The sequence below is a fragment of the Enterobacter cloacae complex sp. P27C genome (genome assembly GCF_014895705.1).
In the GTDB taxonomy this organism is placed as follows: Bacteria; Pseudomonadota; Gammaproteobacteria; order Enterobacterales; family Enterobacteriaceae; genus Enterobacter; species Enterobacter bugandensis.
This window is the reverse complement of record NZ_JADBQB010000009.1, coordinates 1-25,964: the sequence shown is the minus strand read 5'-3', so window position 1 is coordinate 25,964 and position 25,964 is coordinate 1. Positions and strand designations below refer to the sequence as shown.

General features: G+C 56.9%; 17 protein-coding genes. 4 read left to right on the top strand and 13 right to left on the bottom strand.

Annotated elements, in window-relative coordinates:
* Positions 1–25 precede the first annotated feature (25 nt).
* Positions 26–2,068 carry an AsmA family protein gene (locus tag IM291_RS18005; protein WP_192987425.1) on the bottom strand — a complete coding sequence of 681 codons (2,043 nt, stop codon included), beginning with the start codon at positions 2,066–2,068 and terminating at the stop codon, positions 26–28.
* A gap of 65 nt (positions 2,069–2,133) precedes the next feature.
* Positions 2,134–2,907, bottom strand: a complete 774-nt coding sequence (gene pdeH / locus IM291_RS18000; RefSeq protein WP_192971961.1) for a cyclic-guanylate-specific phosphodiesterase — start codon at positions 2,905–2,907, stop codon at positions 2,134–2,136.
* 229 nt (positions 2,908–3,136) lie between these two features.
* Here pdeH and IM291_RS17995 point away from each other — a divergent pair, with 229 nt between their 5' ends.
* The gene (locus IM291_RS17995) at positions 3,137–4,066 is read left to right on the top strand and encodes a sugar kinase (RefSeq protein ID WP_192971962.1); all 930 of its coding nucleotides are present in this window, start codon (positions 3,137–3,139) and stop codon (positions 4,064–4,066) included.
* Positions 4,067–4,113: 47 nt separating this feature from the next.
* Here IM291_RS17995 and IM291_RS17990 read toward each other — a convergent pair whose 3' ends face one another.
* The 9 genes from IM291_RS17990 to bcsR all read right to left on the bottom strand — a co-directional run bounded on the left by IM291_RS17990 (position 4,114) and on the right by bcsR (position 19,979).
* Positions 4,114–5,607: a pitrilysin family protein gene (locus IM291_RS17990; protein ID WP_041911852.1), complete on the bottom strand. Its 1,494-nt coding sequence runs from the start codon at positions 5,605–5,607 to the stop codon at positions 4,114–4,116.
* A 227-nt stretch (positions 5,608–5,834) separates the two neighbouring features.
* Complete coding sequence (locus IM291_RS17985) at positions 5,835–7,121, bottom strand: dicarboxylate/amino acid:cation symporter (RefSeq protein WP_136484768.1); 1,287 nt, start codon at positions 7,119–7,121, stop codon at positions 5,835–5,837.
* Between the two features lie 159 nt (positions 7,122–7,280).
* Entirely contained in the window at positions 7,281–9,287 is a 2,007-nt protein-coding gene (gene hmsP / locus IM291_RS17980) for a biofilm formation regulator HmsP (RefSeq protein WP_028014755.1), read from the bottom strand.
* A 119-nt stretch (positions 9,288–9,406) separates the two neighbouring features.
* Positions 9,407–12,889, bottom strand: a complete 3,483-nt coding sequence (gene bcsC, locus IM291_RS17975; RefSeq protein WP_192987424.1) for a cellulose synthase complex outer membrane protein BcsC — start codon at positions 12,887–12,889, stop codon at positions 9,407–9,409.
* The gene (gene bcsZ, locus IM291_RS17970) at positions 12,871–13,977 is read right to left on the bottom strand and encodes a cellulose synthase complex periplasmic endoglucanase BcsZ (RefSeq protein WP_047363559.1); all 1,107 of its coding nucleotides are present in this window, start codon (positions 13,975–13,977) and stop codon (positions 12,871–12,873) included. Before bcsZ ends, bcsC begins: the two co-directional genes overlap by 19 nt.
* A gap of 6 nt (positions 13,978–13,983) precedes the next feature.
* Positions 13,984–16,404 (bottom strand): cellulose biosynthesis cyclic di-GMP-binding regulatory protein BcsB, encoded by a 2,421-nt coding sequence (gene bcsB, locus IM291_RS17965; protein ID WP_126345965.1) that lies wholly within the window; start codon positions 16,402–16,404, stop codon positions 13,984–13,986.
* Between the two features lie 10 nt (positions 16,405–16,414).
* Entirely contained in the window at positions 16,415–19,030 is a 2,616-nt protein-coding gene (gene bcsA / locus IM291_RS17960) for a UDP-forming cellulose synthase catalytic subunit (protein ID WP_028014759.1), read from the bottom strand.
* Positions 19,027–19,779, bottom strand: a complete 753-nt coding sequence (bcsQ, locus tag IM291_RS17955) for a cellulose biosynthesis protein BcsQ (RefSeq protein ID WP_100171182.1) — start codon at positions 19,777–19,779, stop codon at positions 19,027–19,029. The genes bcsA and bcsQ overlap by 4 nt, the downstream gene beginning before the upstream one ends.
* An 11-nt stretch (positions 19,780–19,790) precedes the next feature.
* Positions 19,791–19,979: a cellulose biosynthesis protein BcsR gene (gene bcsR / locus IM291_RS17950; RefSeq protein WP_028014761.1), complete on the bottom strand. Its 189-nt coding sequence runs from the start codon at positions 19,977–19,979 to the stop codon at positions 19,791–19,793.
* 174 nt (positions 19,980–20,153) lie between these two features.
* On the opposite strand from bcsR, the gene bcsE reads away from it, so the two are divergent.
* The 3 genes from bcsE to bcsG are packed head-to-tail and all read left to right on the top strand — an operon-like array spanning position 20,154 to position 23,579.
* Positions 20,154–21,716 (top strand): cellulose biosynthesis c-di-GMP-binding protein BcsE, encoded by a 1,563-nt coding sequence (gene bcsE, locus IM291_RS17945; protein ID WP_047367232.1) that lies wholly within the window; start codon positions 20,154–20,156, stop codon positions 21,714–21,716.
* A complete protein-coding gene (gene bcsF, locus IM291_RS17940) occupies positions 21,713–21,907 on the top strand; it encodes a cellulose biosynthesis protein BcsF (RefSeq protein WP_072201618.1) in 195 nt (64 codons plus the stop codon). The genes bcsE and bcsF overlap by 4 nt, the downstream gene beginning before the upstream one ends.
* A complete protein-coding gene (bcsG, locus tag IM291_RS17935; RefSeq protein ID WP_028014764.1) occupies positions 21,900–23,579 on the top strand; it encodes a cellulose biosynthesis protein BcsG in 1,680 nt (559 codons plus the stop codon). Before bcsF ends, bcsG begins: the two co-directional genes overlap by 8 nt.
* Positions 23,580–23,773: 194 nt before the next feature.
* Here the strand turns inward: bcsG and birA are convergent, their stop codons facing one another.
* Both birA and murB read right to left on the bottom strand, forming a co-directional pair.
* A complete protein-coding gene (birA, locus tag IM291_RS17930) occupies positions 23,774–24,736 on the bottom strand; it encodes a bifunctional biotin--[acetyl-CoA-carboxylase] ligase/biotin operon repressor BirA (protein WP_047363553.1) in 963 nt (320 codons plus the stop codon).
* Complete coding sequence (gene murB, locus IM291_RS17925) at positions 24,733–25,761, bottom strand: UDP-N-acetylmuramate dehydrogenase (protein WP_028014766.1); 1,029 nt, start codon at positions 25,759–25,761, stop codon at positions 24,733–24,735. Before murB ends, birA begins: the two co-directional genes overlap by 4 nt.
* Positions 25,762–25,964: the final 203 nt, after the last annotated feature.

Sequence of the window (25,964 nt, the reverse complement as noted above, 5' to 3'; positions counted from 1 at the left end):
TTACCCGGCAATAACAAACCGCACCTTACTTCTTCATCTGCGACAAAATCGTCCGGCATTGATTCGCCTCGCCTTCTGACGGCGAAATCAACGCCAGCAGCGCAGCGGCCGGGGTGACCAACGTCGCGAGGGCTGCGGCCACCGCGCCACGCGCAATCAGCGGCCCGGGCTTGACGCCCGCCTGCGGATTTTTGAAGGTCCCACGCACGTAAAGCGGCGAGCGCAGGGTAATAATACGAATCCCCTTACTTTCCGGATCGATGGTCAAATCCAGCTGTTCGGAGGCCATGCTGGCGGTACCGGTCACGTTAATCACCGCGTTTTCCGTGTCGAAGGCAAAAATCTGCGGACGCGCCACGCCGTTAACCAGATCCACATTCGCCGCCGCGCAGTTCACCCGCACCTCGTCATCGCCAAAGATTTGCCCGATGATAAAGTTACCGACGTTCAGCCCCAGGATCTCCATCAGGTTGCGGCTGACCAGACCGTCGTTCATTAGCAGTTTCAGGTTACCGTTGCCGCTGCCCAGCAGTGCCGCCACGGAATTCCCCACCCCGCGAATGTCCGCATCGCCGTTCATTTCACCGAGGGTTTTCTGCATCAGCTCCACGTTCGGCATCAGCTCTTTCAGCTTCAATCGACGCGCCTGGATCTCCGCCCGCCCCTGCATCGGCTTTTTATCGCCTTCCAGGTGAATGTTAGAGGAAATCGTCCCGCCCGCCATGCCAAACTTCAGCGGCTGCAGGCGCAGGTCGGCATTTTTCAGGATGATATGCGTCGAGAGATCGCTCAGCGGCAGCGTGCTGCCATGCTCAATCTTGCGCCCTTTGAAGCGCACATCTGCATCCATCACGTCCCACTTATCGGTTTCAAAGCGATCGTAAGGCAGCACTTTTCCCGCAGGCTGAACGTCCTTCTTAACCTCTTTTGACTTTGTCCCTTTGCCCGAATCCACGCCTATCAGCGGGCCAAGATCGGCCAGACGCAGCTGGCGGGATTCGACATCCCCTTCCAGTTTTGGCCGTGGTTTTCCGGTGGTGTAGGTCAGCGTGCCGTGAATATCGCTGTCGCCGATGCGGCCGTTGAAATCCCGGTAGTCGAAAACGGACGATTTTTCGGTATCAATTTTGGCAACCAAATGCCCGTCCGTTTCGAACGGCGGGGTATCCGGCAGCAGTACGCCGGTCAGTTCATACAGTTCGCCAAGCGAGTCACCGGCGAACTTGAGCTGCAGGTCGACGCCCCCCATGTTCATCGGGTCGTTGACCGTCCCCACAAACGCCACTCGCGTATTCCCCGAGCGGAAATCCGCCTGTACCGGGAACGGCATGCCTTCGCTCCGGAGCGCCAGCATGCCGCCGATTTTCCCTTTCCCGTTAAGCGGCTGACCGTTGTAGCGCCCTTTTGCCGTCAGGCCGAAGACATAATCACCCGCTTTGGCGCTATCGCCTTTCGCTTTATTGCCCGTGACTTCGCTAAACGGCAGCGGTTTACCCAGCGGATCGACCAGGATCTCCACGTCTGCCTTGCTGACCTTATCGTCGATGGCGATCCGCCCGCGATCGAAAAGAATATTGTCCAGACGGAATGACCACGAAGAGGGCTGGGCATTCGGATCTTTTTCGCCGTCGCTGGCAAGGTTAAACGACCAGTTATTGTTTTTTTCAGAGAGGCGGATCAGGCGCGCATCGGGCTGCTGGAGCTTGATCCACGGCAGATAGACGGTTTTGGTCAGGAGCGCTAGCGGCGCCAGCGTGGCTTCCACGCGCGGCAGATGCACCATGGTCACTTCGGGGATATCTGGCGGGTTGCCGAGAATAATGTCGTCGGCGTGGACGTGCGGCCAGGGGATCCAGCTTCGCCAGCCGGTCTCCTCTTTCTGACGCTCCCATACCACACCCAGATCGCCACGAATGGCGAAGGGACGGTTCAGCTCAGTTGAGACTTTCTGGTTGATGGTCGGCTTAAGGCGGTTCCAGTCAAACGTCGCGATAATGATGACGACGATCGCGATCAACAACAAGAAAATCCCTGTAATCCAGGAAATGACCCTGGTTGTTTTTGTCATTGTTATCCCCTTTCCTGATGACCTGTCCTGTAAAACTATAGTCCAGACAAAGGGAAACGGGGCTATCAGAGGGTCGTTCTGGCGCTTTCGAGGAGATCCATCGGCACAGGGCGAGAGAGGAAATAGCCTTGCGCCGCCGCTGCGGGAGAGTTTTGCACATCACGCCACTCTTCCAGCGTTTCCACGCCTTCAACGATCACCCCCTGGCAATAGCGATTCATCAACTGCAATAACAGTGTAAACAGATTCCGCCCTTCCGAGGTCTGGCGCAGCATGATGAACAGATCGCGGGCCACCTTGATGTAGTCGTAGCGCACTTCGCTGAGGGCCGAGAAGTTCGCCATACCGGTGCCAAAGTCATCCAGCCACAGCGGGCCAAATTCACACATTGACGCAAACGAGGAATCCTGCGGCAGGCGCACGTGCTCCACCAGCTCAAAGCGCAGCCACGGCAGGGTGGCGATCAGCTCCTGCAGCTTCGCGTTCTGACGCAGCGCCAGCAGAGTTGGGCCATCCACGTTCACCGAGGCGAGGATCGTATGCTGCTCGAAAAAGGCCTGTTTCGTCGCCAGCATACGGAGCTGCTCTTCCAGCACGTCCAGACGCTGGCGAACGGCAACTTCGGCAAAATAGCGATCCGGCGCGATGCGCTGAGTAGGGTTTGAGGGATGCGTAACGACGGTCAAAATTTCAATTGCCATCAGCCGACCGTCCGTTCGATAGATCGGCTGCCAGGTGTACGCGCGCTCACATTGCAGCCAGTAGCGATGCTCCTGCAAGTTCTCAATACTTGCCTCAGGCGTAGTGCTCAGCCGCTGGATAACCTGCTCTGACTTCATTTCAGATGTCCTGTTGTTGGGATAGCCTTTCTGGACTCGTCACAGGATTATCGGCGCGATAATTGAGAACTTTATGTTCAATTCACCGTGAAAATGAAATTAAGATGACAGAAATTTGCCGGAACACGCGCTGGCTCAAATAAAATAATGGAACACCGTTTTAATATAGTTGACCATCTAATTCACTCGGCGCACACTGCTGAAAATTCTTCTGTTCAGGTTCACGACTATGTCCAAAAAAATTGCCGTGATTGGCGAATGCATGATTGAGCTGTCACAAAAAGGCGCGGAAGTCAGCCGCGGATTTGGTGGCGATACGTTAAACACCTCGGTTTACATTGCCCGTCAGGTTGCGCCTGAGGCACTCGCCGTGAACTACGTCACCGCCCTTGGTACGGACAGCTTCAGCCAGCAGATGCTGGAAGCCTGGCAAAGTGAACATGTTGACACCTCGCTTATACAGCGTATGGAAAACCGCCTGCCTGGACTGTACTACATCGAAACTGACAGCACCGGCGAACGCACGTTTTATTACTGGCGTAACGAAGCCGCGGCCAAATTCTGGCTGGAGAGCGACGCAGCTGCGGCCATCTGCGAAGAGCTGGCGACGTTTGACTATCTCTATCTGAGCGGCATTAGCCTGGCGATTTTAAGCCCGACCAGCCGCGAAAAGCTGCTCTCACTGCTGCGCGAATGCCGCGCCAACGGCGGGAAGGTGATTTTTGATAACAACTACCGCCCGCGCCTGTGGGCCAGCCGCGAAGAGACGCAGCAGGTTTATCAGCAGATGCTGCAGTGCACGGATATCGCCTTCCTGACGCTCGATGATGAAGACGCCCTGTGGGGTGAAAAGCCGGTTGAGGATGTGATTGCCCGCACGCAGGCGGCAGGCGTGAGCGAAGTGGTGATTAAGCGCGGCGCGGAGTCGTGCCTGGTCGCGATTGCGGGTGAAGCGGTGGTTGAGGTCCCTGCGGTGAAGCTGGCCAAAGAGAAAGTGATTGATACCACCGCGGCGGGGGATTCCTTCAGCGCGGGCTACCTGGCGGTACGCCTGACGGGGGGAACGCCGGAAGCGGCGGCACAGCGTGGGCACCTGACGGCCAGCACCGTGATTCAGTATCGCGGGGCAATTATTCCGCGCGAGGCGATGCCTGTTTAGTTTCCCCTAACCCTCTCCCCAAAGGGGAGAGGGTTAGCGTGAGGGGGTTACTGCCCCTGCGGAATATCCGACGCGTCCTGGTGTAGATCATCAGCTGTTGCAGCCTGCGCCGGCTGCGACGCGGTGGCCATAATGGAATCCCAGGTCTTCTGAAGTTCCTTCATGTCATATTCCGGCTCGCCTTTCGGCTGCAGAAGGATCAACGCCATATCCTGAGACAGCTGCTGACGTAAATCCTGATTCAGCATATTCACAGTCAGACCGTTCAGGAAGTCCTGACGCAGCTTCTGGTACTGCTCAGGCGCAATGTCGACAACCTGATTCTGCAGGGAGCGAATCCGCTGGCTGATCAGAATGTCGGTATCGGCGCGAGCGTAGGTGGCAAACAGCTTCTGCAGCTCCAGTTTTTTCTGGGCCAGCAGCGCGTTGAACTCCTCTTCAGAGAGCCCCTCTTTACGCACTTTTGCCAGCTCTTTCGCCACCACACCCAGGTTCGCATTCAGTTTATCGCCCGGCGATTCAACGTTAATGGCACATTGCGCACGCTGGAACAGCACGCGGCAGTCAAAGCCAAGGCCAATGTTCTTCACGTTGTTTTTGCTGAGCGTCTGCTGAACGTGCCAGAACAACGCTTCACGCGCCAGATCGGCACGCCAGTAGCGCAGCAGCGCCGCAGACTCGCGAATAGGCTGCCAGGCGTTATCCCACATCACGGAGAGCCTGTCCTGGCGCACGGTGTCCGTCATAATGCTGACAGGCTCGGCGCGCAGCGGAGAGAGCGTCGGGACAGGGGCTGGCGTTTCGCGTTTGCCCTTCAGATCGCCAAACGCTTTGTTGATCTGCTCAACCACCGCGCGGCTATCCACATTGCCGACGACGATCAGCGTCATCGCGTCCGGGGTGTACCATTTCTGGTAGAACGATTTTACCTGTTCGACGTCCACCGGCTGCTTCAGCGGCTCTGCCGGATCGTGCCCCAGCAATGTTGAGCCTTTCAGACGGTAACGCCACCAGCCCTCTTTGGTATCCGCAGGCCAGGTCGCCACCATGTCGCCGTTGCTCAACGCATAGTTCACGGTGTCCGGCGTAATCGCCAGGTTGCCAGAGGCATCGGAGAGATAGGTAAGGGCTTCTTTAAGCAGGTCGTTACGGTTATTTGGCAGGCTCAGGTTAAACATGGTGTAGTCATAGGAGACCACAGCCGGAGGAAGGGGACGTTTCGGATCGATGGCCTGTTGCCACAGCGAACGCACCTGTACTGCCTGCAAGCTGCCGCTCTGCGTGAGCGCCAGACGGGGAATAAAATGGCTAAAACCGGTTTGCTGAGTGCTTTCCGTAAGGGAGCCGGTATTTACGGACAGACGGATTTCAATACGATCGCTGGGACGCTGTGGAGTAGATAACACCTGCCACTGAAAACCGTTCGCTAGCGTGCCTTGTTGCCAGGCCGGGTCTGGCTGGAGCGCATCTGCCTGCACATAACTGGCTGCTGCCATCATCAGCAAACCGCCGGTTAAGAGTCGAATTTTTGTGCCCTGCATGTGAACCCCTGATCAACATTCCTGGTTAAAAAAGAGTGTCTCGCGACGCGCTGCACTCTAAAAGATGACGATGAAAACACGTCGATTAGACCGCGCGTTCGGCAAAACGTCACGGTCCGAAGTGAAATATACCCAAAAAAAATCTTGTCGAATTATGACAGGTATGAACAGTTATTATGCGCAGGAGCCCGCATCCCGACAAGGGAATGCGGGCAATTGTGACAAGATTAGGAGGTTAAACCAGGATTTTTGCTATCAGACGCGCGATTATTCAGCGTATCGTTGAGCTTCTTGTGATCCAGCTCTTTCACCCATTTCGCGACCACCACCGTGGCCACGCCGTTACCCACCAGGTTGGTAAGGGCACGCGCCTCAGACATAAAGCGGTCAATACCAAGAATGAGTGCCAGACCCGCCACCGGCAGATGCCCCACCGCAGAAATGGTGGCCGCCAGCACGATAAAGCCGCTGCCCGTCACGCCCGCAGCCCCTTTAGACGACAGCAAGAGCACCACCAGCAGGGTGATCTGATGGAAAATATCCATATGGCTGTTGGTCGCCTGGGCGATAAACACGGCCGCCATCGTCAGGTATATCGAGGTACCGTCCAGGTTAAAGGAGTACCCCGTCGGGATCACCAGGCCGACCACCGATTTACGGCACCCGAGCTTTTCCATCTTGTCGAGCATACGCGGCAGCGCCGATTCTGAAGAGGAGGTCCCCAGAACAATCAGCAGCTCTTCACGGATGTAGCGGATGAATTTGAAAATGCTGAAGCCTGTCGCACGGGCGATGGAGCCCAGCACCACCACCACGAAAAGAATACAGGTGATGTAGAAGCAGATGATCAGCTGACCCAGTTGCACCAGCGTACCAACGCCATACTTGCCGATGGTGAAGGCCATCGCACCGAAGGCACCGATCGGCGCCAGGCGCATGATCATATTGATGATGCCAAAGATGACCTGCGAGAAGCTTTCAATCACGTTGAAGATAAGCTGGCCTTTGCTGCCCAGACGGTGCAGGGCGAAGCCAAACATCACGGCAAACAGCAGCACCTGCAGAATGTTTCCGCTGGCGAAGGCGCCGATGACGCTGCCAGGGATGACGTCCAGCAGGAAGGCGACCACGCCCTGATCCTTCGCCTGTTCGGCATAGACCGCGACCGCTTTGGCATCCAGCGTAGAGGGATCAACGTTCATACCCGCGCCAGGCTGTACCACGTTGACGATGATCAGACCAATAATCAGCGCAAGGGTACTGACCACTTCAAAGTAGAGAAGCGCCACTGCACCGGTACGGCCCACCGCCTTCATGCTTTCCATACCAGCGATGCCCGTTACCACCGTACAGAAGATCACCGGGGCGATGACCATTTTAATGAGCTTAACGAACGCGTCGCCAAGCGGTTTCATTTGCGCGCCCAGCTCCGGGTAATAGTGACCCAGCAGAATACCGATGGCGATGGCTGTCAGGACCTGGAAATAAAGACTTTTGAAGAGTGAGGTTTTCATAGGGTGTCCTTGGGAAGAAAAACCACAGGCTTTGTAAGGTTATGGTTAACCTGCGGCTCTAAAATAACACCCGTATAACAGGACAGAAATAAACCCGGTTCAAATTTGAAACACAAATGTTAAGAACTTTGAACTGGCTCGCACAAGCCAGCAACAAAATTACACTTTTGCGTTATGGTCAGCGCCAGAAAGGTATCGCTGCTCGAAGACATCCGGCGGCACTGCGGGGGCAAAAAGGTAGCCCTGGCCGCTCTCGACGCCCGCCTCTGCCAGCCAGACGCGTTGCGCTTCGGTTTCAATCCCCTCGGCAATAAGGTGCACCTTGAGGCTGCGCGCCATCTGGACGATGGCCTGCACCATGCTGCTGTCCTCCGGCAGCCCGTCGACAAACGATTTATCGATTTTGAGCACGTCCACCGGCAGGGCTTTCATGTGCTGAAGCTGGCGCAGCCCGGCGTACCCCATACCAAAATCGTCCAGCGCGATGCGAATGCCGGCATTGCGCAGCGGCTTCAGGATGGCCACCGCGTCGTTAGGATCGTCAATGCGCCGGCTCTCCGTCACTTCCAGCGTCAGCGTATCAGGCTTGATCCGGTAGCGGTGGATCAGCTCCAGCATCTCGGAGACCATCGTCGGATGCATAAGCTGCAGGGCAGACAAGTTGACCGACAGCGGCAGCGTTACGCCGCGCTCCTGCCAGGCGGCAAGCTGGCGGCAGGACTCCTCCAGTACCCAATAGCCAACGGTGACCATCAGGCCGCAGGATTCGATGCGCTCAATCAGCCCCTCCGGCAGCTCCCAGGAGCCATCCGGCTGCTGCAGGCGGAGCAGTGCCTCGGCGCTTTTCACTTCCCCCGTCTGTAAATTCACCTGCGGCTGTAGCCAGAGGGCGAACTGACGGTTATCCAGCGCGGTCAGGATATCGCTCTCTTCCGTCAGGCGCTGCTGCGCCTTTTCCATCTGCTCTGGGTCGAAGAACTGGATCTGATTTTTCCCTTTGCGCCGGGCAGTAAACGCCGCCGAGAACGCGCGGCGGTACAGCTGCTCCGCCGTTAAATCACCGTAGTACATGGCGATACCGATACTGGCGCTCGGACGAAGCTGGATGCCCTGCACGGGCAGCCGCTCATTTATGACAGTAAGTACTTGCTGACCTAATGTGATAGCGTGCCACGGCTCTTTCACGCCGTTGGCAATCACCACCAGGTCGTAACCGCTGACCTGGGTCAGCACCATGCGCGGGGCAAGGACAGACTTCACCTTTTCCACCAGCGTCAGCAGCAGCATTTCACGCTGGCTCTCCTTGAGCACGCCCGCCGTGTCCTGCAGGGTTTCACAGGCAATCACCATCAGCGCCGTGGTTTGCTGCCGCGCAACGGTCTGCTCCAGCATTGCCATCAGAAACGCTTTATTAGGTAGCTCCGACACCGGGAAGCGCGTGGCGCTGTTGTTTAGCTCATCCTGATGACGCTGGATGCGCTGCTGGTTGAGGTTGTAGCTGCGCACCAGCATACCGATCTCATCGTCTTGATGCAGACGCGGCAGCTCAAGCTGGTGCCCCAGTTGATCCTGCGGCGAAAGCCCATTCAGCTCGCGGGCGATACGGCGCAGCGGGTGAACAATGAGGCGGTTTATACACCACGTCAGCGCTACGCTGATGATCAGGGTCATAAGTAAGCAAGTGGTCACTAACGTAACCACCCAACTCATGACGAATTTATACATCCGGTACGAGTCCGCCTGCAGAACCAGGTAGGCCAGTGGCTGCGGATTGGCAGGACGTTCCAGCGAATAGAGAGGCAGAGAAATTTGCACCGGCAGCTCAAACAGGCGCATCACCATCATCGGGACGGGACGCTCCGGGATAAAACTCATCCGCAACGCCTGGAACTGGTTGGGTAAGACGACATCGGCGCGGCTAACGACCCCGGCAGGCTGAATGCGCTTTAAGATGGTTTCCGCTTCGGGAATGTCCCCTTTCAGGATCGAGGCGGAGAGCGGGCCGCGCACCGAGCGGGCGATACTTTCTAACTGCGAAGCCGTGTTATAGCGATTCTGCTGTACGGAATGAAACAGCAAAATTACGCAGAAGAGCAGTACAAACAGCATAGTGACGGCAGAGACCATCGCCATTTGTTTGATCGTTAATGAACGGCTGACACGCAAAATGACTCTCCACAAAACTCGAAGCGCAGGGCGCGCCAGGGTGTAAACCTGGCGCGCCTGAGTATACCCGATTGCCGCGCTATTAAGAGAGACTTACAAATGGATTAAGGAAAATCCGATTACCAGTCCGCGTAAGGAATAAGCGGCTGCGGCGGTAAGTCCATATCGCCCTGCCAGCCTGCAGCAGAGTAGCGCACATAAATTAGCGCATGGCTTGGGGTGTAATCTTTCGCTTCCTGAATATCCACGCCCATGCCCACAAACCAGTTGGAGGTGACCCGGCGTTCGATAATTGCCCGCGCGGTATAACCCGTCCCGGAGGAGGAGCTGCCGGTTTCCATCGCGCCACGGTCGGTATAGCGGCCTGGCTCATCGGTCGGGATCAGGCTCTGGATCGGGTAACGCAGCTCGTCTTTGGTTTTGGAGTGGGACCAGGACACCGAGCCACCCAGCTCCCAGGACCAGTTTTCCGTACGCTTACGCCAGGTCACCGGCAGCGCGAAGGAGACATACTCCTGCGGGCTGTAGTAGCCGCCCTGACCGAGGGAATAGCCGCTCAGATCCTTATCGTAGTGCCAGAGCATATTGGAGACACCGACCGTCAGGCGCTCGTTGTTTTTATTAATGAGCTTGTAGTAATAACCCGTCATCCAGCGGACGCGCCAGTTATCTTCCACATTTTTACCGGTCAGCGTTTCCGCGTTCAGGCTTGACCAGACGCCGTTCGCCTCGCCTTTGTCATAGCTGATGCTTACCCCGCCGCCCGTCGCGCGCACGCCGCCCCAGGTGGTGCCGGTATTGGTATCTTTTTGCCCGGCGAACGCCAGCAGAGAGCTGGAGATAGGCCGACGATGGGCGTTGACGGTGTAGCCGATGGGGCCTAAATCGCTGCTGTAGCTGATACCGCCCACCACGTCGACGACGTCAAAGCCCATTGGCGTGGTACCAATATCCATCGCCCAGGTTTTATTCTGCCAGCCAACGGCGACGCTGGCGCCGCTGTCGCTCTGGCTGGTGTTGCCGCTACACGGCGTGTCGTAGCAGGTCCCCCATTTAGGGTCGTAGGTTCCGTTATTGTTATCAAAGGTGCCGGCGTCCATGTTGACCAGATCGCTTCTGAAGAACATGCGCCCGTCAGAGAGCGGGGCGTCCACCTGGAGCATGGTGGTATGCGCTTTCAGGTCGGAATAGCCGCCCGTGCCGCTGGAGCCCCAGTAGTCGTGCTGCAGCGTGACGTTAATATCCTGCTGACGGTACAAATCACCGGCGTCACTGCGCACGCCGCGCTTCAGCCAGTCATCTTTTTCATCGTTACGCGTCAGACGGGTGAAACTGTCATTGTCCACCGGACGCGTCGTGGTGATGCCGGACGACACCATCGCATCTTTATACGTCTCCAGCGCCTGCTGCGGCTGGCCGTTTTGCGTCTGGAAGCGGGCAGCATCACGCAGCACCAGCGCGCTTTCCATGGAGGCGGGCTGCGATTTAGCCTGCGGAATGATTTTGCTGAAGGTCTGTTCTGCGGCAGCGGAATCGCCCAGACCTGCCTGCGCCATCGCGATCCGGCGCTGCATATTGAGCGACAGCGGCTGGCCGTTTTGCGCGGCGGGCAGTTTCGCGAGCTCCGCACGGGCGGCATCTTTGTTACCTTCCGCGCTGTAAATTTCGGTCAGACCGAGGATCGCGTCTTCGTTCTGCGGCTCACGCTGCAGGACGGCGCTGTACGTCGTTTTCGCCGCGTTCAGATCGCCACGCTGCTGCGCCCAGTCCGCCAGCGTCAGGTCGATGCGGGTGGAGGCAGGCTGCTGACGCAGAAGATTTTCCGCCTCCTGCTCTTTGCCGCTGTCGCGCAGGCGGTTGGCGGTTTCCAGCACCTGATTGCTTTGCAGACGGTCGGCAAGTTCCTGAATGTTGCCGTTCCACTGGCTGCGCGGCAGGGTATTCAGATGCGCCAGCGCGGCCCGGTCCTGATCGTTTCCGGACAGGTAGAGCCCGTTGGCATACACCTGCTCCGGGTCAGACGGTTTCTGGCTGGCAAGCTGGCGCATCAGGGTATCCGCCTGGCTGCGCTGGCCCGCGCTGTAGAGATCGCGCGAGAGACGATACGTTATCCAGACGTCACCGGGCGAGAGTGCCAGACGGCGACGCTGAATTTCTGCCGCCTGAGCGTATTTCCCCTGACTCTCCAGCTGTTCTGCCTGGGCGGAAAGCTGCTCGTTAGTCAGGCTACGCTCAATATCATCAATACTCCTGCGCTGGCTGGCAGAGAGCGACTGGATAAACTGCGAGGCTTTCTCCGGGGACTGCACGCGGTAAACATTGGCAAGGCCGCGAACCGCATTGCTGTTGCCGCTGTCCATACGTAACGCCTGGCGGTAATAACGCTCCGCCGCGTCGTTATCTTTACGCGCGGCGGCAGCATCTCCCAGCCCCAGCACCGCATAGCTGTCGGTATTGTCGACGTTGCGCGCCTGCTGATAGTAACGCTCCGCCTGCGCCGGGTTATTCGCCTTCAGCGCCGCATCCCCCTGCTGGATCAGCAGCCAGTAGCGGTTAACCTTCAGCAAGCTGTCCCATTTACCGCGGTTATCGCTCTGCGGATCGAGGGCAATCGCCTTTTCAAACTGTGCCACCGCGCGGGCGCGGTCGCCTTTCTGGGAATAGGCCTGCCCCAGAGCCCCCACCGCTTCACTGTCGGCATGGTTGGCGCTTACGGCTTTTTGCAGCTCCGCCACCGCCTTACTCCCCTGCCCGGCATCCACTGCCGCCAGCCCTTCCGCTTTCGCGCGGAACGCCGGGTCAGCGAGCTGCTTTTGCTGTGCCTCAAGCTGGGCGCGCGCCGCCGCGACGCTATCGCCGTCGCTGAAGACGGTCAGGTATTTTTGCAGCGCGGTGACGCTGGCGCTGCTGGCTGGCTGGTCTTTGATCTGCTCATACCACATGTCAGAGGCCTGGCCGCGGCCGCCGGTGGATTTAGCCATCTCCTGCAGCACCGCAAAGCCTTCATCACGGCGTCCGCTCTGGAACAGAAGCTGGGCCAGCGTCGTCTGGAGCTGCGTATTCCCAGGGCTGCTGCTGTTTATTTTTTTCAGCTGGTTAATGGCCGCATTGCGACGGGCAGGATCTTTCGCCACCACATTCCAGTATTCCGTCGCCACGTCGCCGCCCGGCGGGTTGCCGCCAAAGAGCTTGTCATAGGCGGCAATCGCCTCCTGCGTGTGCCCTGTCGTAGCGAGTAAGCGCGCCTGCTGAAGCTGCTGGCGGCCATCCGGGGTGGAAAGCAGCATGGTATTGCGTGAGGACTGGTACGCGCCGGAGTCAGGGGCGATCCCCTTCAGGCGGTCCAGCTCTTTTTGCGCTCCGGCGTTATCGCCCTGGCGCAGCAGGTAGCGAAAGCGGGCGGCAATGACGTCAGGGTTGTTCGGATCGATCAGCTCAAGACGGTAGAGCGACTGACGAACCAAATCCTCGCGATGGGTCGATTCGCCCAGCCGAACCTGCTCCAGCAGCTGTTTCTGCTGCGGAGAGTTAACGGCCTGCGCCAGCGGCATCAGTGCCAGCCCAAGCGATAGAGTGAGTAGATTTACTGTGAACTTGCGCATTCCTGGCCCCAATCCGGTATTAATTCACCCTTAGCGGTGAAGCGAAAACGATGCTGATCCCATCCCTGACCAAAAAGAGTCAATACATAGCTGTAGTAGGCATTGTTATCGGGAAAATGGTCTGCCACGCGCTGGCGCTGAACCGCCTGGGCATCGCGCTGCTGTAAAAACGGCAGCATCGCGGCAGAGAACCCGACCGGGCCATTGCCGGTGTGTTTACCCGTCGCCACATCCACTTTCTCCGGCGGCACGCCCTGTTTAATTGTCTTTGCCGCCATCGGCTGGAAGCGCGTCAGCAGCCGGGCTTTTTGAGGATCTTTATCGCTCATCATGCCCACCCAAAGGTAGACACGGATGGCGTCATACCCCCCTTCCAGCGTTTTATCCTGCTGTAGCTGCCAGCCTTTGTTTTTCTGATACTGCACCCAGTTCGGCGAGAATCCCTTCGGCGCGCTTTCCAGTAGCAGCCGCAGATTGGTTTCACGCAGCGTGGTCCACGGGGCACCGTAGCGGGTGAAATAGCTCGCTAACTGTGGAGGAAGGTAGCTGGGGTTAAAGCGCCAGGCGTTTTCTTCGGCAAAACCAACTTTACCGGGAAGCAGCATTGAGCCGAGCCCCGGCACTTTCACTACTTCCTCGCTGGCAATGCGTTTTAGCAGTGCCTTGCCCGTTTGGGTATAGTCCGGGTCTTTCCATAACCGGCCCGCTTCGAGCAGCGACCAGGCAATCCAGACATCGGCATCTGAGGCGGAGTTGGTATCAATCACCCCCCAGTTTTCTTTGTCTTTCTGTCCCCAGAGCCAGGCGGGCAGACGATCGTTGAGATTGCCACTGGCGAGGTTATCGCGCGTCCACGTCAGCAGCTGGTCAAACGCCTTGCGATCGTTAGCGGCCAGGGCAAAGAACAACGCATAGCTTTGCCCTTCCGACGTTGTAATTTTGCGCGTGTCGCTCGGATCGATGACGCGCCCGCCCTCGCTGATGTAATCCTTTTTAAACTGCTCCCAGGCAGGCCAGGTACAGGCGGCGCGAAGAGGGATCGCCGCCAGCATCAACGCTGCGACTACACACCAGCGAAAGGCTTTCATCACGTCTTACTCATCCGGGTTAAGGCGACGACGGCTGATGATGCGCAGCAGACGCCACAGCACCCATGCCAGCAAGACCACGCTGACCGCAGCCAGGATGGCGAGCAGAACCGGATGGTTCGACAGCGCATACCACAGGCGCTCGAACCACGGCAGATGGCCGACGTAATACACATCACCCACGCGCAGGCTGTTGACACCGGACTCGCGGATCACCGACACAGAACCAAACATCGCGGCACGTTTGCCGCTGTCGTTCATCGCGGTATTCAGCAGTTCATAGCCACGCGGGCTGTCCGCCAGCAGGGCTATCACGCTACGCTGATCGTTGTAAGGAGACTGGAAGCCCACCACCGCAGCCATCGCCCCCTGAGAGGTTACGGCCGTCTGCGCGCTGGCCTTACGGTCGTTCACGTCCGGCATAATGCTTGGGAACTCGGTCTGGCGAAGCGGCGTGTTAACCCACGACTCGGTGGCTTTCACCAGCAGGTCGATACGTTTTTCATCCTTCAGCTTGTCCGGGATGGTGCCGATCACCATGATATCCGCATCTTTGTTCTGGATCTGACTGCCATCGTCCGTCAACGTGACGTTAACTGCCGGTAATCCGGTTTGCGCGCCTACGGTTGCCATGGTGTCGAGCAGGGTCGTCACCTGGCCTTCGTTTGGCGCTTTTGGCATCACCACAATGGATTCAGAGAGATCGGCCATGCGGCTGAACGGGAAACCCGCGTTAGCAAAGGCACGCAGATCCGGCATCGCCAGGAAATGGTAGTACTTCGAGAAGTCGATGGTCGACTCATCGCCGATCACAACGTGGTTTTGTACCGGCTGGAAGGTGATGCAGTTATCCACCGAACCGCCAGGCATCGGGTTCATGTACTGGAAATCAAAACGCAGCTGGTTGATCGCGCCAAGCTTCAGCGCCGGAATAGAGACGTCCGTTTTACCGTCCAGCAGCCCCTGCAGCACCGGCAGGCGGAGCATCAGACGGTTGGTGTCTTGGGTACTTTGCAAGCTGAACGATTGTAGGAACTGGTTGTTCAGGCTGATATCCATGCGCGAGCTGTCTTTCGTCGCCGGCGCGGTATAGCGGTAGTTGAGATTGATATCAATGCCGTTGGTGCGCAGCAGGTACAGATCCGGCGGCAGGTTCAGCGACAGGCTAATCGGCGATGGCTCCAGCCCGGACGCCTGCAGCTGCTCTTCATAGGTTTTCAGTTCACCAAACGTCACGGCGCGGTCGGTACGCACCCAGTTTGGCGCGTCATAAGGTTTACGCGCCAGCAGCGGCTTAACTTCGTCCACCACCACGCTGTTGCCGCGGAAAAGGACGTTGCCCTGAGCAATCGCCTTCGCGGCCTGGACCAGATCTTTATCATCACGACCAAAGACCACCAGCAGCTTCACGTACGGGTTATCCGGGTGGCTTACCATCTCAATGGTTGGCGCTTTGACTTCCGGGTGGTCGCGCAGGAAGCCCGGACGCTTCGCGTTGGTTGCAAAGACAATCGCGTTCCTGTCCGGCATTTTGTCATACATCACCGGGAAGTTCTGACCGCGCCAGCCGGAGCGGGAGCCAAACCAGGAGGCCACAATGGTCGCCGCCAGCTGCTCGGTCACGTCAGGGGACGATGCAAACACCATCGGCAGCGTGAGCGGACGGTTATCACGCGGGTCGAAGAACGGAACCGGGAACGCCGACAGATCGTTTTTCAGCGCCAGCGGCTGGTAGGTCATCTGCAGCGAGGAGTTACGCCCGACGTCCAGCCACAGCGTGTTGCTGGCGGGGTTTTCGCAGACATCGCGGTAGTGACCAACAAACTCCAGACGGATACGGTTAAAGTCGGTGATGAACAGCGGGTTAATCGGCACCTGCGCCTGTGTTTTCTTACCCAGCTGCTCTTTGGTCACCGGCAGAACGTCCATCAGTTCATCGTTCAGGTAGACCTTCAGCTGAGACTGCGTCGGCAGCAGGGATGGCGACGGGGTGTATTCAAGGTTCAGTACCGCATTTGAAACAACCTCATCGCTGCGCATACCAAATTCAATGCTGCCGTTAGGGTTGACGCCGCGCAGCACCATGCTGCCCGGCGGCGGCGCAATTTGCGCGAAGGTCAGCTTCACGTCCCGCGACGGCACATTATCCGCGACAACGGGCGCGTTAGCCCCCCGCACGCCCGGCATCACCTGCCCGATGACCGGATTCACGGCCGGCAGGGTGTTCCCCTCCGTTGGCTGGTTCGGAATGATGTTTTCTGTTTGACCGGGTGCCGCCGTAACAACCGGATCGGTTGCCTGCGCGACGACAGGTACCGTCGGCGCAGGCGTCGCCGCTGCGTTACCGGGTGCTGCGTTAGCCATTGTTGCGGGAAGTGCACTCACTCCCATTGCCACTGCACATAACCAGGAAAGTTTTGTTTTCATCGCGTTATCATCATTGTTGAGCCATAACCGGGTCCGCCTGCTTCGTCTCATCCCGCTCGGGACGACGAGGAATGAACGACACGACCCAGGAAACCAGCGAAGTAAGTGACCGGAAAATTAATTTCACCGACGACGGGGCAAATTCTGCAAGGTGACGATAGCCACGGAACCCCAGCTTCAGAATATCCAGCAGGCTTTCCAGAGGTTTATCTTCCGGGAAGCTGTCCTGCCAGAGAGCCCATGTATCCGCACGGGCAAACGTACACTGCACAAAATCAATGTGTTGCTTTTTGGTCAACGGCATCAGCTGCAGACCCACTTCACTGCCTGCCACACGCACAACCTGCGTCGGGAAGACATACTCCTGCTGACCGCGCTTAAGCAGCAGGTTAACCTTCTGCCCTTCCAGCACTTTCGCCTGGCCGTTGATTTTGATCCCCAGGCCACCGTCAGAGAAGTCGTGCACCGTACAGGAGAAGAGGTGACCATCTTCACGGGCGATTGCCGCAGGCATGCAGATTTCAACGCGATGCGCGCGACGAACCTGTTTACTCTCTACCGATACCGCCACCGCGCCGCCGAGGATAATCAGGTTGTAGAACACCCAGGCCATACTTACAAAGACGGTCAGGATTTCGTTTTCCGGGCCGTAGAAGTAGCGCCAGATACCGGCGATCACGCCGACAATATTCAGCAGCACGAGGAAGATATACGGGCGGGAGATCACCCAGTCGACGTACTCTTCTTCCACCAGACCGCCCTTCGCGGTGACGTTGAATTTCCCTTTGTGCGGGTTAATCAGCGCGACCATCGTCGGCGGCGCGATGTACCACGCCAGCACCGTTTCGTAGATTTCACTCCAGAAGGAGTGCCGGTATTTGCCCTGAATCTTCGAGTTCGTCAGGCTCGCGTGGATCATGTGCGGCAGAACGAACAGCGCAATCATCAGCGCGGGGGCGTAAATGATATAGGCGTGAAGGAGCAGGAACGCCAGCGGCGCGGTCAGGAAGATCAGCCGCGGGATGCCGGACAAGAAGTGGAACATGGCGTTGACGTAGCAGAGACGTTGCGCCAGCTTGAGCCCTTTGCCTATCAGCGGGTTATCGAGGCGGAAAATCTGCACCATGCCGCGCGCCCAGCGAATACGCTGACCAATGTGCGCCGAGAGAGATTCCGTCGCCAGACCGGCGGCCTGAGGGATACGCATATAGGCAGAGGTATAGCCCCGACGGTGCAGGCGCAGCGAGGTATGCGCATCTTCCGTTACCGTTTCAACGGCTATTCCGCCGATTTCATCCAGCGGCTTACGGCGGATAACCGCGCAGGAGCCGCAGAAGAAGGTGGCATCCCACATGTCGTTCCCGTCCTGCACCAGCCCATAGAACAGCGTGCCTTCGTTCGGGGTTTTGCGGAAGCGGCCAAGGTTACGTTCAAACGGGTCCGGCGAGAAGAAGTGGTGCGGCGTCTGCATCATCGCCAGCTCTTTCTCTTTCAGGAACCAGCCCATGGTCATCTGCAGGAACGAGCGCGTCGGCACGTGGTCACAGTCAAAAATCGAGACGAACTCCCCGGAGGCATACTTCAGGGCGTTGTTGATATTCCCGGCCTTCGCGTGCTCGTGAGTCGGGCGGGCGATGTACTCAACGCCGACCTCTTCCGCAAACTGGCGAAACGCCGGACGGTTGCCGTCATCCAGGATCCAGACTTTGAGCTTATCTTTCGGCCAGTCGATGCCCAGCGCGGCATAGATGGTGTTTTTCACCACGCTCAGGTCTTCGTTGTAGGTCGGGACGAAGAGATCGACGGTCGGCCACTGCGTGGTGTCTTTAGGCAGCGGAACCGGCTGGCGGTTGAGCGGCCAGATCACCTGGAAATAGCCTAGCACCAGCACAATCCACGCGTAGGTCTCAGCAAAGAGCAGCACCAGACCGCACACCAGGCTGACCGGGTCGTCCCAGTTCAGCGTTGAGGTGTAACGCCACCAGATGTAGCGGCAGGAAACCGTCAGCGACAGCACAATCAGCATCAGCGCCGAGAAACGGCCCGGAATACGACGAACCAGCAACGCCACGCCCCACAGCAGGATCAGGAAGATGAACTGCGCCAGCGGGTTGAAAGGTTGCGTAATACAGACCAGCGCCAGAATGAGCGAGAACACGACAATCACGCCGAGAATAAAACGCCGCAAGCCTGGGTGGAGATGCCCAAGCTCTTTATGGTTATCCAGATGGCTGGTCTTATCGCTGACGCTAGCGGGCAGTTTATCCAGCCACTGGTGATAGCGTTCACGTAACTGCTGTACGCGGGAATAGCTGCGCCAGTGCGGCGTTATTTTCTCCGTTCGGGATGACGATATTGCCAGCCAGACGGCCTGAATAAGATAGCGCGCCGGGTCCAAAGGCCGTGGTCGGTCGGGGTTAATGTGTGGGTATAATTCGCCGTGACGCGCACGGATGCGCTGCCAGCGCGGGTGCTCGAGTGGAATGAACGTCCAGGCCAGAATCAGCCAGAAACAGCCGAGCGCGGCGCTGAATGCCGGAGCACCATGCCGGCGAAAGTGACGGTAATGATCGCTCAAACGCGAACTGACCGGCGGGATGAGAAGCCAGCTGGCGAGTCGACTCATACCGAACTCCCGGCAGGCTCCGCCTTGCTGGCGAAGTTCAGCAGACACCAGTTCGCCAACGTCAGGATCTCTTCTGCTGCCAGCGAGTCGCTGCGGTATTCGCCCAGCGGCTGCTTGGAGGCGAGGCATTCCGCCATCCCCTCATCCCGATGAATCACAATGGGAAGCAGGCGGCGCTGGCTTTGCAGCCACACCTGATAGAGATCGTCCTGGATTTGGCTACCGATACGTAAATCGTTAATCAGGAGATGCGCGTTCTGAGGCAGTCCCTGCTGATGCAGGCGAATATGGCAGTTCGCATCGACGTTCACCACGGAAAGTACATGATCGCACTTGGCGATGAGCTGCCGGGTCAGCGTCCCGGCGCCGTGCGGCAGATCCAGCAGGATCCACTGGTAGTGCCCCTTTTCTTTCAGGCTCTGCAGCGCAAGCGTGAACTGCGAAAACAGACGCTGATAGGCGGCTTCATTCTCGCGTTCTGTGGTGGTCAGTTGGCCAAAAGGCAGTAAATCCAGCTGGGAGGTATAGCGTAGCCCCGCATCCCGCCAGTCTTTGTCATCAAGCAGCGCGCGGGCCCAGCCCTCTTCGCGAGTGAAATCGACGTTGAACGACATACGCAGCAAATTATCGGCGCAGGCGTCAATCACCAGCACCGATTCACCTAAAAGCTGTAATGACCACGCCAGCGCCGCGGTAACAGATGTGGTACCCACACCGCCACGGACGCCCTGTAATCCGAGTATGGCCATCAATGGCTCCCTTAATGTTGATGGGCGAATTCAGCTAATAACGGCCAGCGTTTAATAGCAGCAGCCAACTGTTCCCGCTGGGAAATATCGGTGTAATCTATTTCAGGTAGAGAAAAGGCCTGCGCCAGCGCCAGAAAATCGTTTTGGAATGTGTAACCCAGAGTCGAGTCGACTGGGGTTGCAGGTTCGTTATTATCCATTCTTATTCCATCCCTTTGAGGAAAATCGCACGCTCGGAAGTTGCGGGGCATCCTGCCCTGACAAATTTCATTTACATGCTAAATCTGATGTTCTTTAATTTCAATGTTAGGTTTATTTCTACGCTTTCGCTAGTAAACTGAGATACAGGCAAATTAGACGAAAAGAGGGACATCGTGGACTCCATATTTTCTATTGGCATCCAGTCATTATGGGACGAATTGAGCCACATGCCAGTCGGTGGAGTCTGGTGGATTAATACGGATCGTAATGAAGACGCTATCAGCCTGGTAAACCAGACAATTGCCGCTCAGGATAAGGATTCCCGCGTGGCCGTCATTAGCATGGGCGAAGAGCCGAAGAAAATAATTACGCTGGAAAGCGACAGCGGCCCCCAGAAAGTACGTTTGTTTTCTATGTCAGCGGAAGCGGATAGTCTATACTTTTTGTCCCGCGACGTTCAGTGCTCTATAGATCCGGATCACTATTTAGTGATTCTTAAATGTGCAAATAACATACTGCAAAATATTCCTGCTGAAAAACTGCTGTCGTGGCTGGAAAAAATCAATAAATGGGCAAAGTTTCAAAATTGCACGCTATTGGTCGTCAACCCCGGCAGTAATAATGACAAGCTGTTCTCACTTTTGATGGGCGAATATCGCTCCCTGTTCGGGCTGGCAAGTCTTCGTGACCAGGCAGGCAGCTATCTCTACGATATTGCCTTCTGGTGCAATGAAAAGGGCGTGAGCGCCAGGCAACAGCTGACTCTTAAACATATTGAGGGGAAATGGCACCTGGCACAGCAGGAAGAAACCGTGGTGCAGCCGCGCAGCGATGAAAAGCGCATCCTGAGCCATATTGCGGTTTTAGAGGGCGCGCCCGCGCTTTCGGAAAACTGGACACTGTTTGAGTCTAACGAAGCGCTTTTTCATGAAGCCCGTACCACCCAGGCAGCCACCCTCGTTTTCTCGTTGATGCAGAATAATCAGATTGAAACGCTGGCGAGACAAATTCACACCCTGCGCCGCCAGCGCGGCAGCGCGTTAAAAATTGTGGTGCGCGAAAATAATACCAGCCTGCGCGCTACCGATGAGCGTCTGCTTCTGGGCTGCGGGGCAAATATGGTTATCCCCTGGAATGCGCCACTGTCACGCTGCCTGACGCTTATTGAAAGCGTTCAGGGTCAGCAGTTCAGTCGCCATGTACCGGAAGATATCTCCACGCTGCTCTCCATGACCCAGCCGATGAAGCTGCGTGGCTACCAGAAATGGGATACGTTCTGCGATGCCGTCGGCAACATGATGAGCAACACGTTACTTCCGGCGGACGGGAAAGGGGTTATGGTTGCCCTGCGGCCGGTCCCGGGCATTCGCGTTGAGCAGGCGCTCACCCTGTGTCGCCCGAACCGTACAGGGGACATCATGACCATTGGCGACAATCGCCTGGTGCTGTTTTTGTCGTTTTGCCGGGTCAACGATCTTGATACCGCGCTTAACCACATCTTCCCCCTGCCTACCGGGGATATTTTCTCGAACCGTATGATTTGGTTCGAAGATAATGCTATCAGCGCAGAGCTGGTGCAAATGCGCGCTCTCCAGCCTGAACAATGGGTTAAACCGCTCGCAATCACGAGCGATGTAAAACCGCTCCTCAATGCCAGACATGACGGACATGTCTGGCGTCGGGTTCCGGAACCCCTTCGCTTATTAACTGAGAACGGGGAGAACGCACCATCATGAATATCAGCGATATCATCCAACTGGTCGTATTCTGCGCGCTGATCTTTTTCCCGCTTGGCTACTATGCACGCCATTCCATACGCCGTATCCGTGATACGGCCAGAGTGATGTTTGTAAAACCTCGCTATGTAAAACCAGCCGGAACACTGACACGGGCATCACACGTCAAGGCAGACCGTAAACATGACTAATTCTTCCTATACCGCTTCGTCACCCTCGCCGCTCTGGCAATACTGGCGCGGCCTTTCCGGCTGGAACTTCTACTTTCTGGTGAAGTTTGGCCTGCTTTGGGCAGGTTATCTGAATTTCCATCCCCTGCTTAACCTGGTGTTTATGGCCTTCCTGCTGATGCCTCTGCCGAACATCAGGCTGCATCGTTTACGCCATTGGGTGGCCATCCCCATCGGCTTTGCGCTGTTCTGGCACGATACCTGGCTGCCTGGTCCGGAAAGCATAATGAGCCAGGGATCGCAGGTCGCGGGCTTCAGCGCAGACTATATGCTTGACCTGGTTGAGCGTTTCATTAACTGGCAGATGATTGGCGCCGTCTTTGTCCTGCTGGTTGCCTGGCTGTTCCTGTCTCAGTGGATCCGCGTCACGGTGTTTGTCGTCGCCATTATGATCTGGCTTAACGTGCTGACGCTGGCGGGGCCAAGCTTTTCGCTGTGGCCTGCCGGCCAGCCGACGACAACGGTGACCACGACGGGAGGAAGCGCAGCGGCTACCGTTACAACGGCAGGCGATACGCCGGTGGTGGGCGATATTCCAACGCAGACTGCACCGCCGACCTCCACCAATCTTAATGCCTGGCTCTCCAGCTTCTATACCGCTGAAGATAAGCGACAGACGAAATTCCCGGATGCGCTGCCAGCCGATGCACAGCCGTTTGAGCTGCTGGTGATTAACATCTGTTCCCTCTCCTGGGCCGACGTGGATGCCGCCGGTTTGATGTCTCACCCGCTGTGGTCCCACTTTGACATCCAGTTTAAAGATTTTAACTCTGCCACCTCATACAGCGGCCCGGCGGCAATCCGCCTGCTGCGAGCAAGCTGCGGTCAGGCATCGCATAAAAACCTGTATCAGCCCGCTGGCAACCAGTGTTATTTGTTCGATAATCTCGCGAAGCTGGGCTTTACGCAGCACCTGATGCTGGGGCATAACGGTCAGTTCGGTAACTTCCTGAAAGAGGTACGTGAACAGGGTGGCATGCAGGCGCCACTGATGGATCAAACCGGTCTTCCCGTTACGCTGCTGGGCTTCGATGGCTCGCCGGTTTATGACGATACCGCCGTGCTGCAGCGCTGGCTGCAGACCATCGAAAAAGACAGTAATCCGCGCAGTGCAACGTTCTATAACACCCTGCCGCTTCACGACGGTAACCACTTCCCGGGGGTGAGTAAAACGGCGGATTACAAAGTGCGGGCGCAGAAATTCTTCGACGAGCTGGACGCGTTCTTCACGGAGCTGGAAAAATCTGGCCGTAAAGTGATGGTGGTCGTGGTACCTGAGCACGGTGGCGCGCTGAAAGGCGACAGAATGCAGGTATCCGGTCTGCGCGATATCCCAAGCCCGTCCATTACCAACGTGCCTGCAGGCATTAAATTCTTTGGTATGAAGGCACCGCACCAGGGCGCACCAATTGAGATTACCCAGCCAAGCAGCTATCTGGCGATTTCAGAACTGGTTGCCCGCGCCGTTGACGGGAAGCTGTTTGTGGAAGATAGCGTGAACTGGGATCAGCTCACCAGCAACCTGCCGCAAACGGCAGAAGTCTCCGAGAACGCCAACGCGGTGGTGATTCAGTATCAGAACAAACCGTACGTTCGCCTGAACGGCGGGGACTGGGTACCGTATCCGCAGTAACTGATTTCCCCCTCTTCCCACAGGGGAGAGGGGATAGTCAGTGCGTCATTATTGCGCTGAAATCCACACCTGCATTTTCAGACTTGCCGAATCGTCGTCGTCTTTAGAGGTGATTTCGGGCTCTACGGAAGGCTGCCCCATCGTTAAATGCCAGGGTAGCGCAGACGGATTTTCGCATCGTTTACTCCATCCGGTTATTCGGCGCTTCGCAGGGAAATCTCACCGCCCACCCAGGGCTTGATCGCGCCATCCTGCTCCAGAAGCAGCGCGCCCTGTGCGTCAATACCGCGGGAAATGCCGTAAATCTCTTTATCACCAATCAGCAGCTTCACCGGACGGTTGATGAAGTTATCCAGCTTTTCCCAACGAGACAGGAACGGTGCCAGGCCTTCCTGTTCAAAAAGCGTGAGTGAACTGCGCAGCTCTTTAATCATGCGCACGGCAAGGGTGTTACGATCGATGACAATCCCCGCCTCCTGAAGATTGGTCCAGGCCTGATTCACCACGTCATCCTGGACAGTACGCATCACCATATTGAGGCCCGCGCCAATAACAATTTGCGCCGCATCACCGGTTTTACCCGTCAGTTCGACCAGAATACCGGCAAGTTTACGATCGTTAAGGTACAGATCGTTTGGCCACTTAACGCGGACCCGATCGGCACCCAGATCGTGCAGCACTTCCGCCATGACGATACCAATGACCAGACTCAGGCCAATGGCTGCGGCAGGCCCCTGCTCCAGACGCCAGTACATGGACAGATAGAGATTGGCGCCAAATGGCGAGAACCATTTGCGACCGCGACGGCCACGACCGGCCTGCTGGTATTCAGCAACACAGGCATCGCCGGACGAGAGTTCGCTCAGCCGATCCATAAGGTACTGGTTCGTCGAATCAATCACCGGCAGCACCGCAACGTTGCCGTGTCCAAGCTGGCTGCGGATGACGTCTTCATTCAGCAATTGAATTGGCTCCGGCAGGCTGTAGCCTTTTCCCGGCACCGTGAACACATCGACGCCCCAGTCGCGAAGCGTCTGGATATGCTTGTTAATGCCGGCACGGCTCATGCCCAGCTGCTCGCCCAGCTGTTCGCCAGAGTGAAACTCCCCGTCAGCAAGGATGCTAATCAGGGTTAATGGAATGGTATTGTCCTTCACGCAATGGTCTCCACGGCATTCACTTCACCTGTGCGGCCAATGAAGCGGACTTCTGGCTCCAGCCAGACGTTAAACTTTTCGCCCACACGTTGACGAACATAATGCGCCAGCTGTACAACATCATCGCTGGTCGCATCGCGTTGATTAATCAGTACCAGAGCCTGCTGCTGGTGAACGGCAGCGCCACCTACGGACGTGCCTTTTAACTGGCATTGATCGATCAGCCAGCCAGCGGCCAGCTTCACGCTGCCATCTGCCTGAGGATAATGTGGCGCAGTGGGCCATCCTTCAAGAAAGGCTTTTGCATTTTCGCTGCTAATTACCGGATTTTTGAAGAAGCTTCCTGCATTTCCGTTTACTTTCGGATCGGGAAGTTTGGTCATTCGCATATGGCAAACTGAGTCAAATACGTCGCGGGGAGTGACGGTTGCCGGATCGAGACGCGTTAAATCGCCATAGGTCAGCACCGGCTGCCAGTTCTTTGGCAGACGCAGGCCCACGGCGACAATCACGTAGCGATCCTGATATTCATGCTTGAAGATACTGTCACGATAGCCAAACCGACACTGTTCTGCCGTTAAGCGCTTAGCCGTTCCGGTCGCCAGTTCGATGCAGTCGACATATTCACAGACATGTTTCAGTTCGATGCCGTAGGCACCGATGTTTTGGATGGGTGACGATCCGGCGCAGCCTGGTATAAGCGCCAGGTTTTCCAGACCCGGCATCCCTTTTTCGAGGGTAAATTGCACCAGCTGATGCCAGTTTTCTCCGGCCCCCACGTGCAGATGCCAGCTATCGGCATGCTCTTCCACACCAATGCCCATGATGCGGTTAACGATCACCGTTCCCGCGAAATCGTCGAGAAACAGGACATTGCTTCCTTCGCCCAGAATCAGTACGGGTTCGTTATTTTCTGTTGCGCTTTGCCATGCATCCAGCAGCTGCTGTGCAGTATCGGCACGTACAATTTGATTAGCATTACGTTGAATGCCAAAGGTATTCCAGGGCTTAAGGGAGTGGTTCATAGACGCTATCCTGATGCAAAAACGCAGGTAGTTTACCGTATAAGCAGGGCGTTGGGGGATTAGTTTGTGCAGCGCAGAAACGCAAAAAGGCCATCCTTTCGGATGGCCTCTTCACTTATTTGATGCCTGGCAGTTCCCTACTCTCACATGGGGAGACCCCACACTACCATCGGCGCTACGGCGTTTCACTTCTGAGTTCGGCA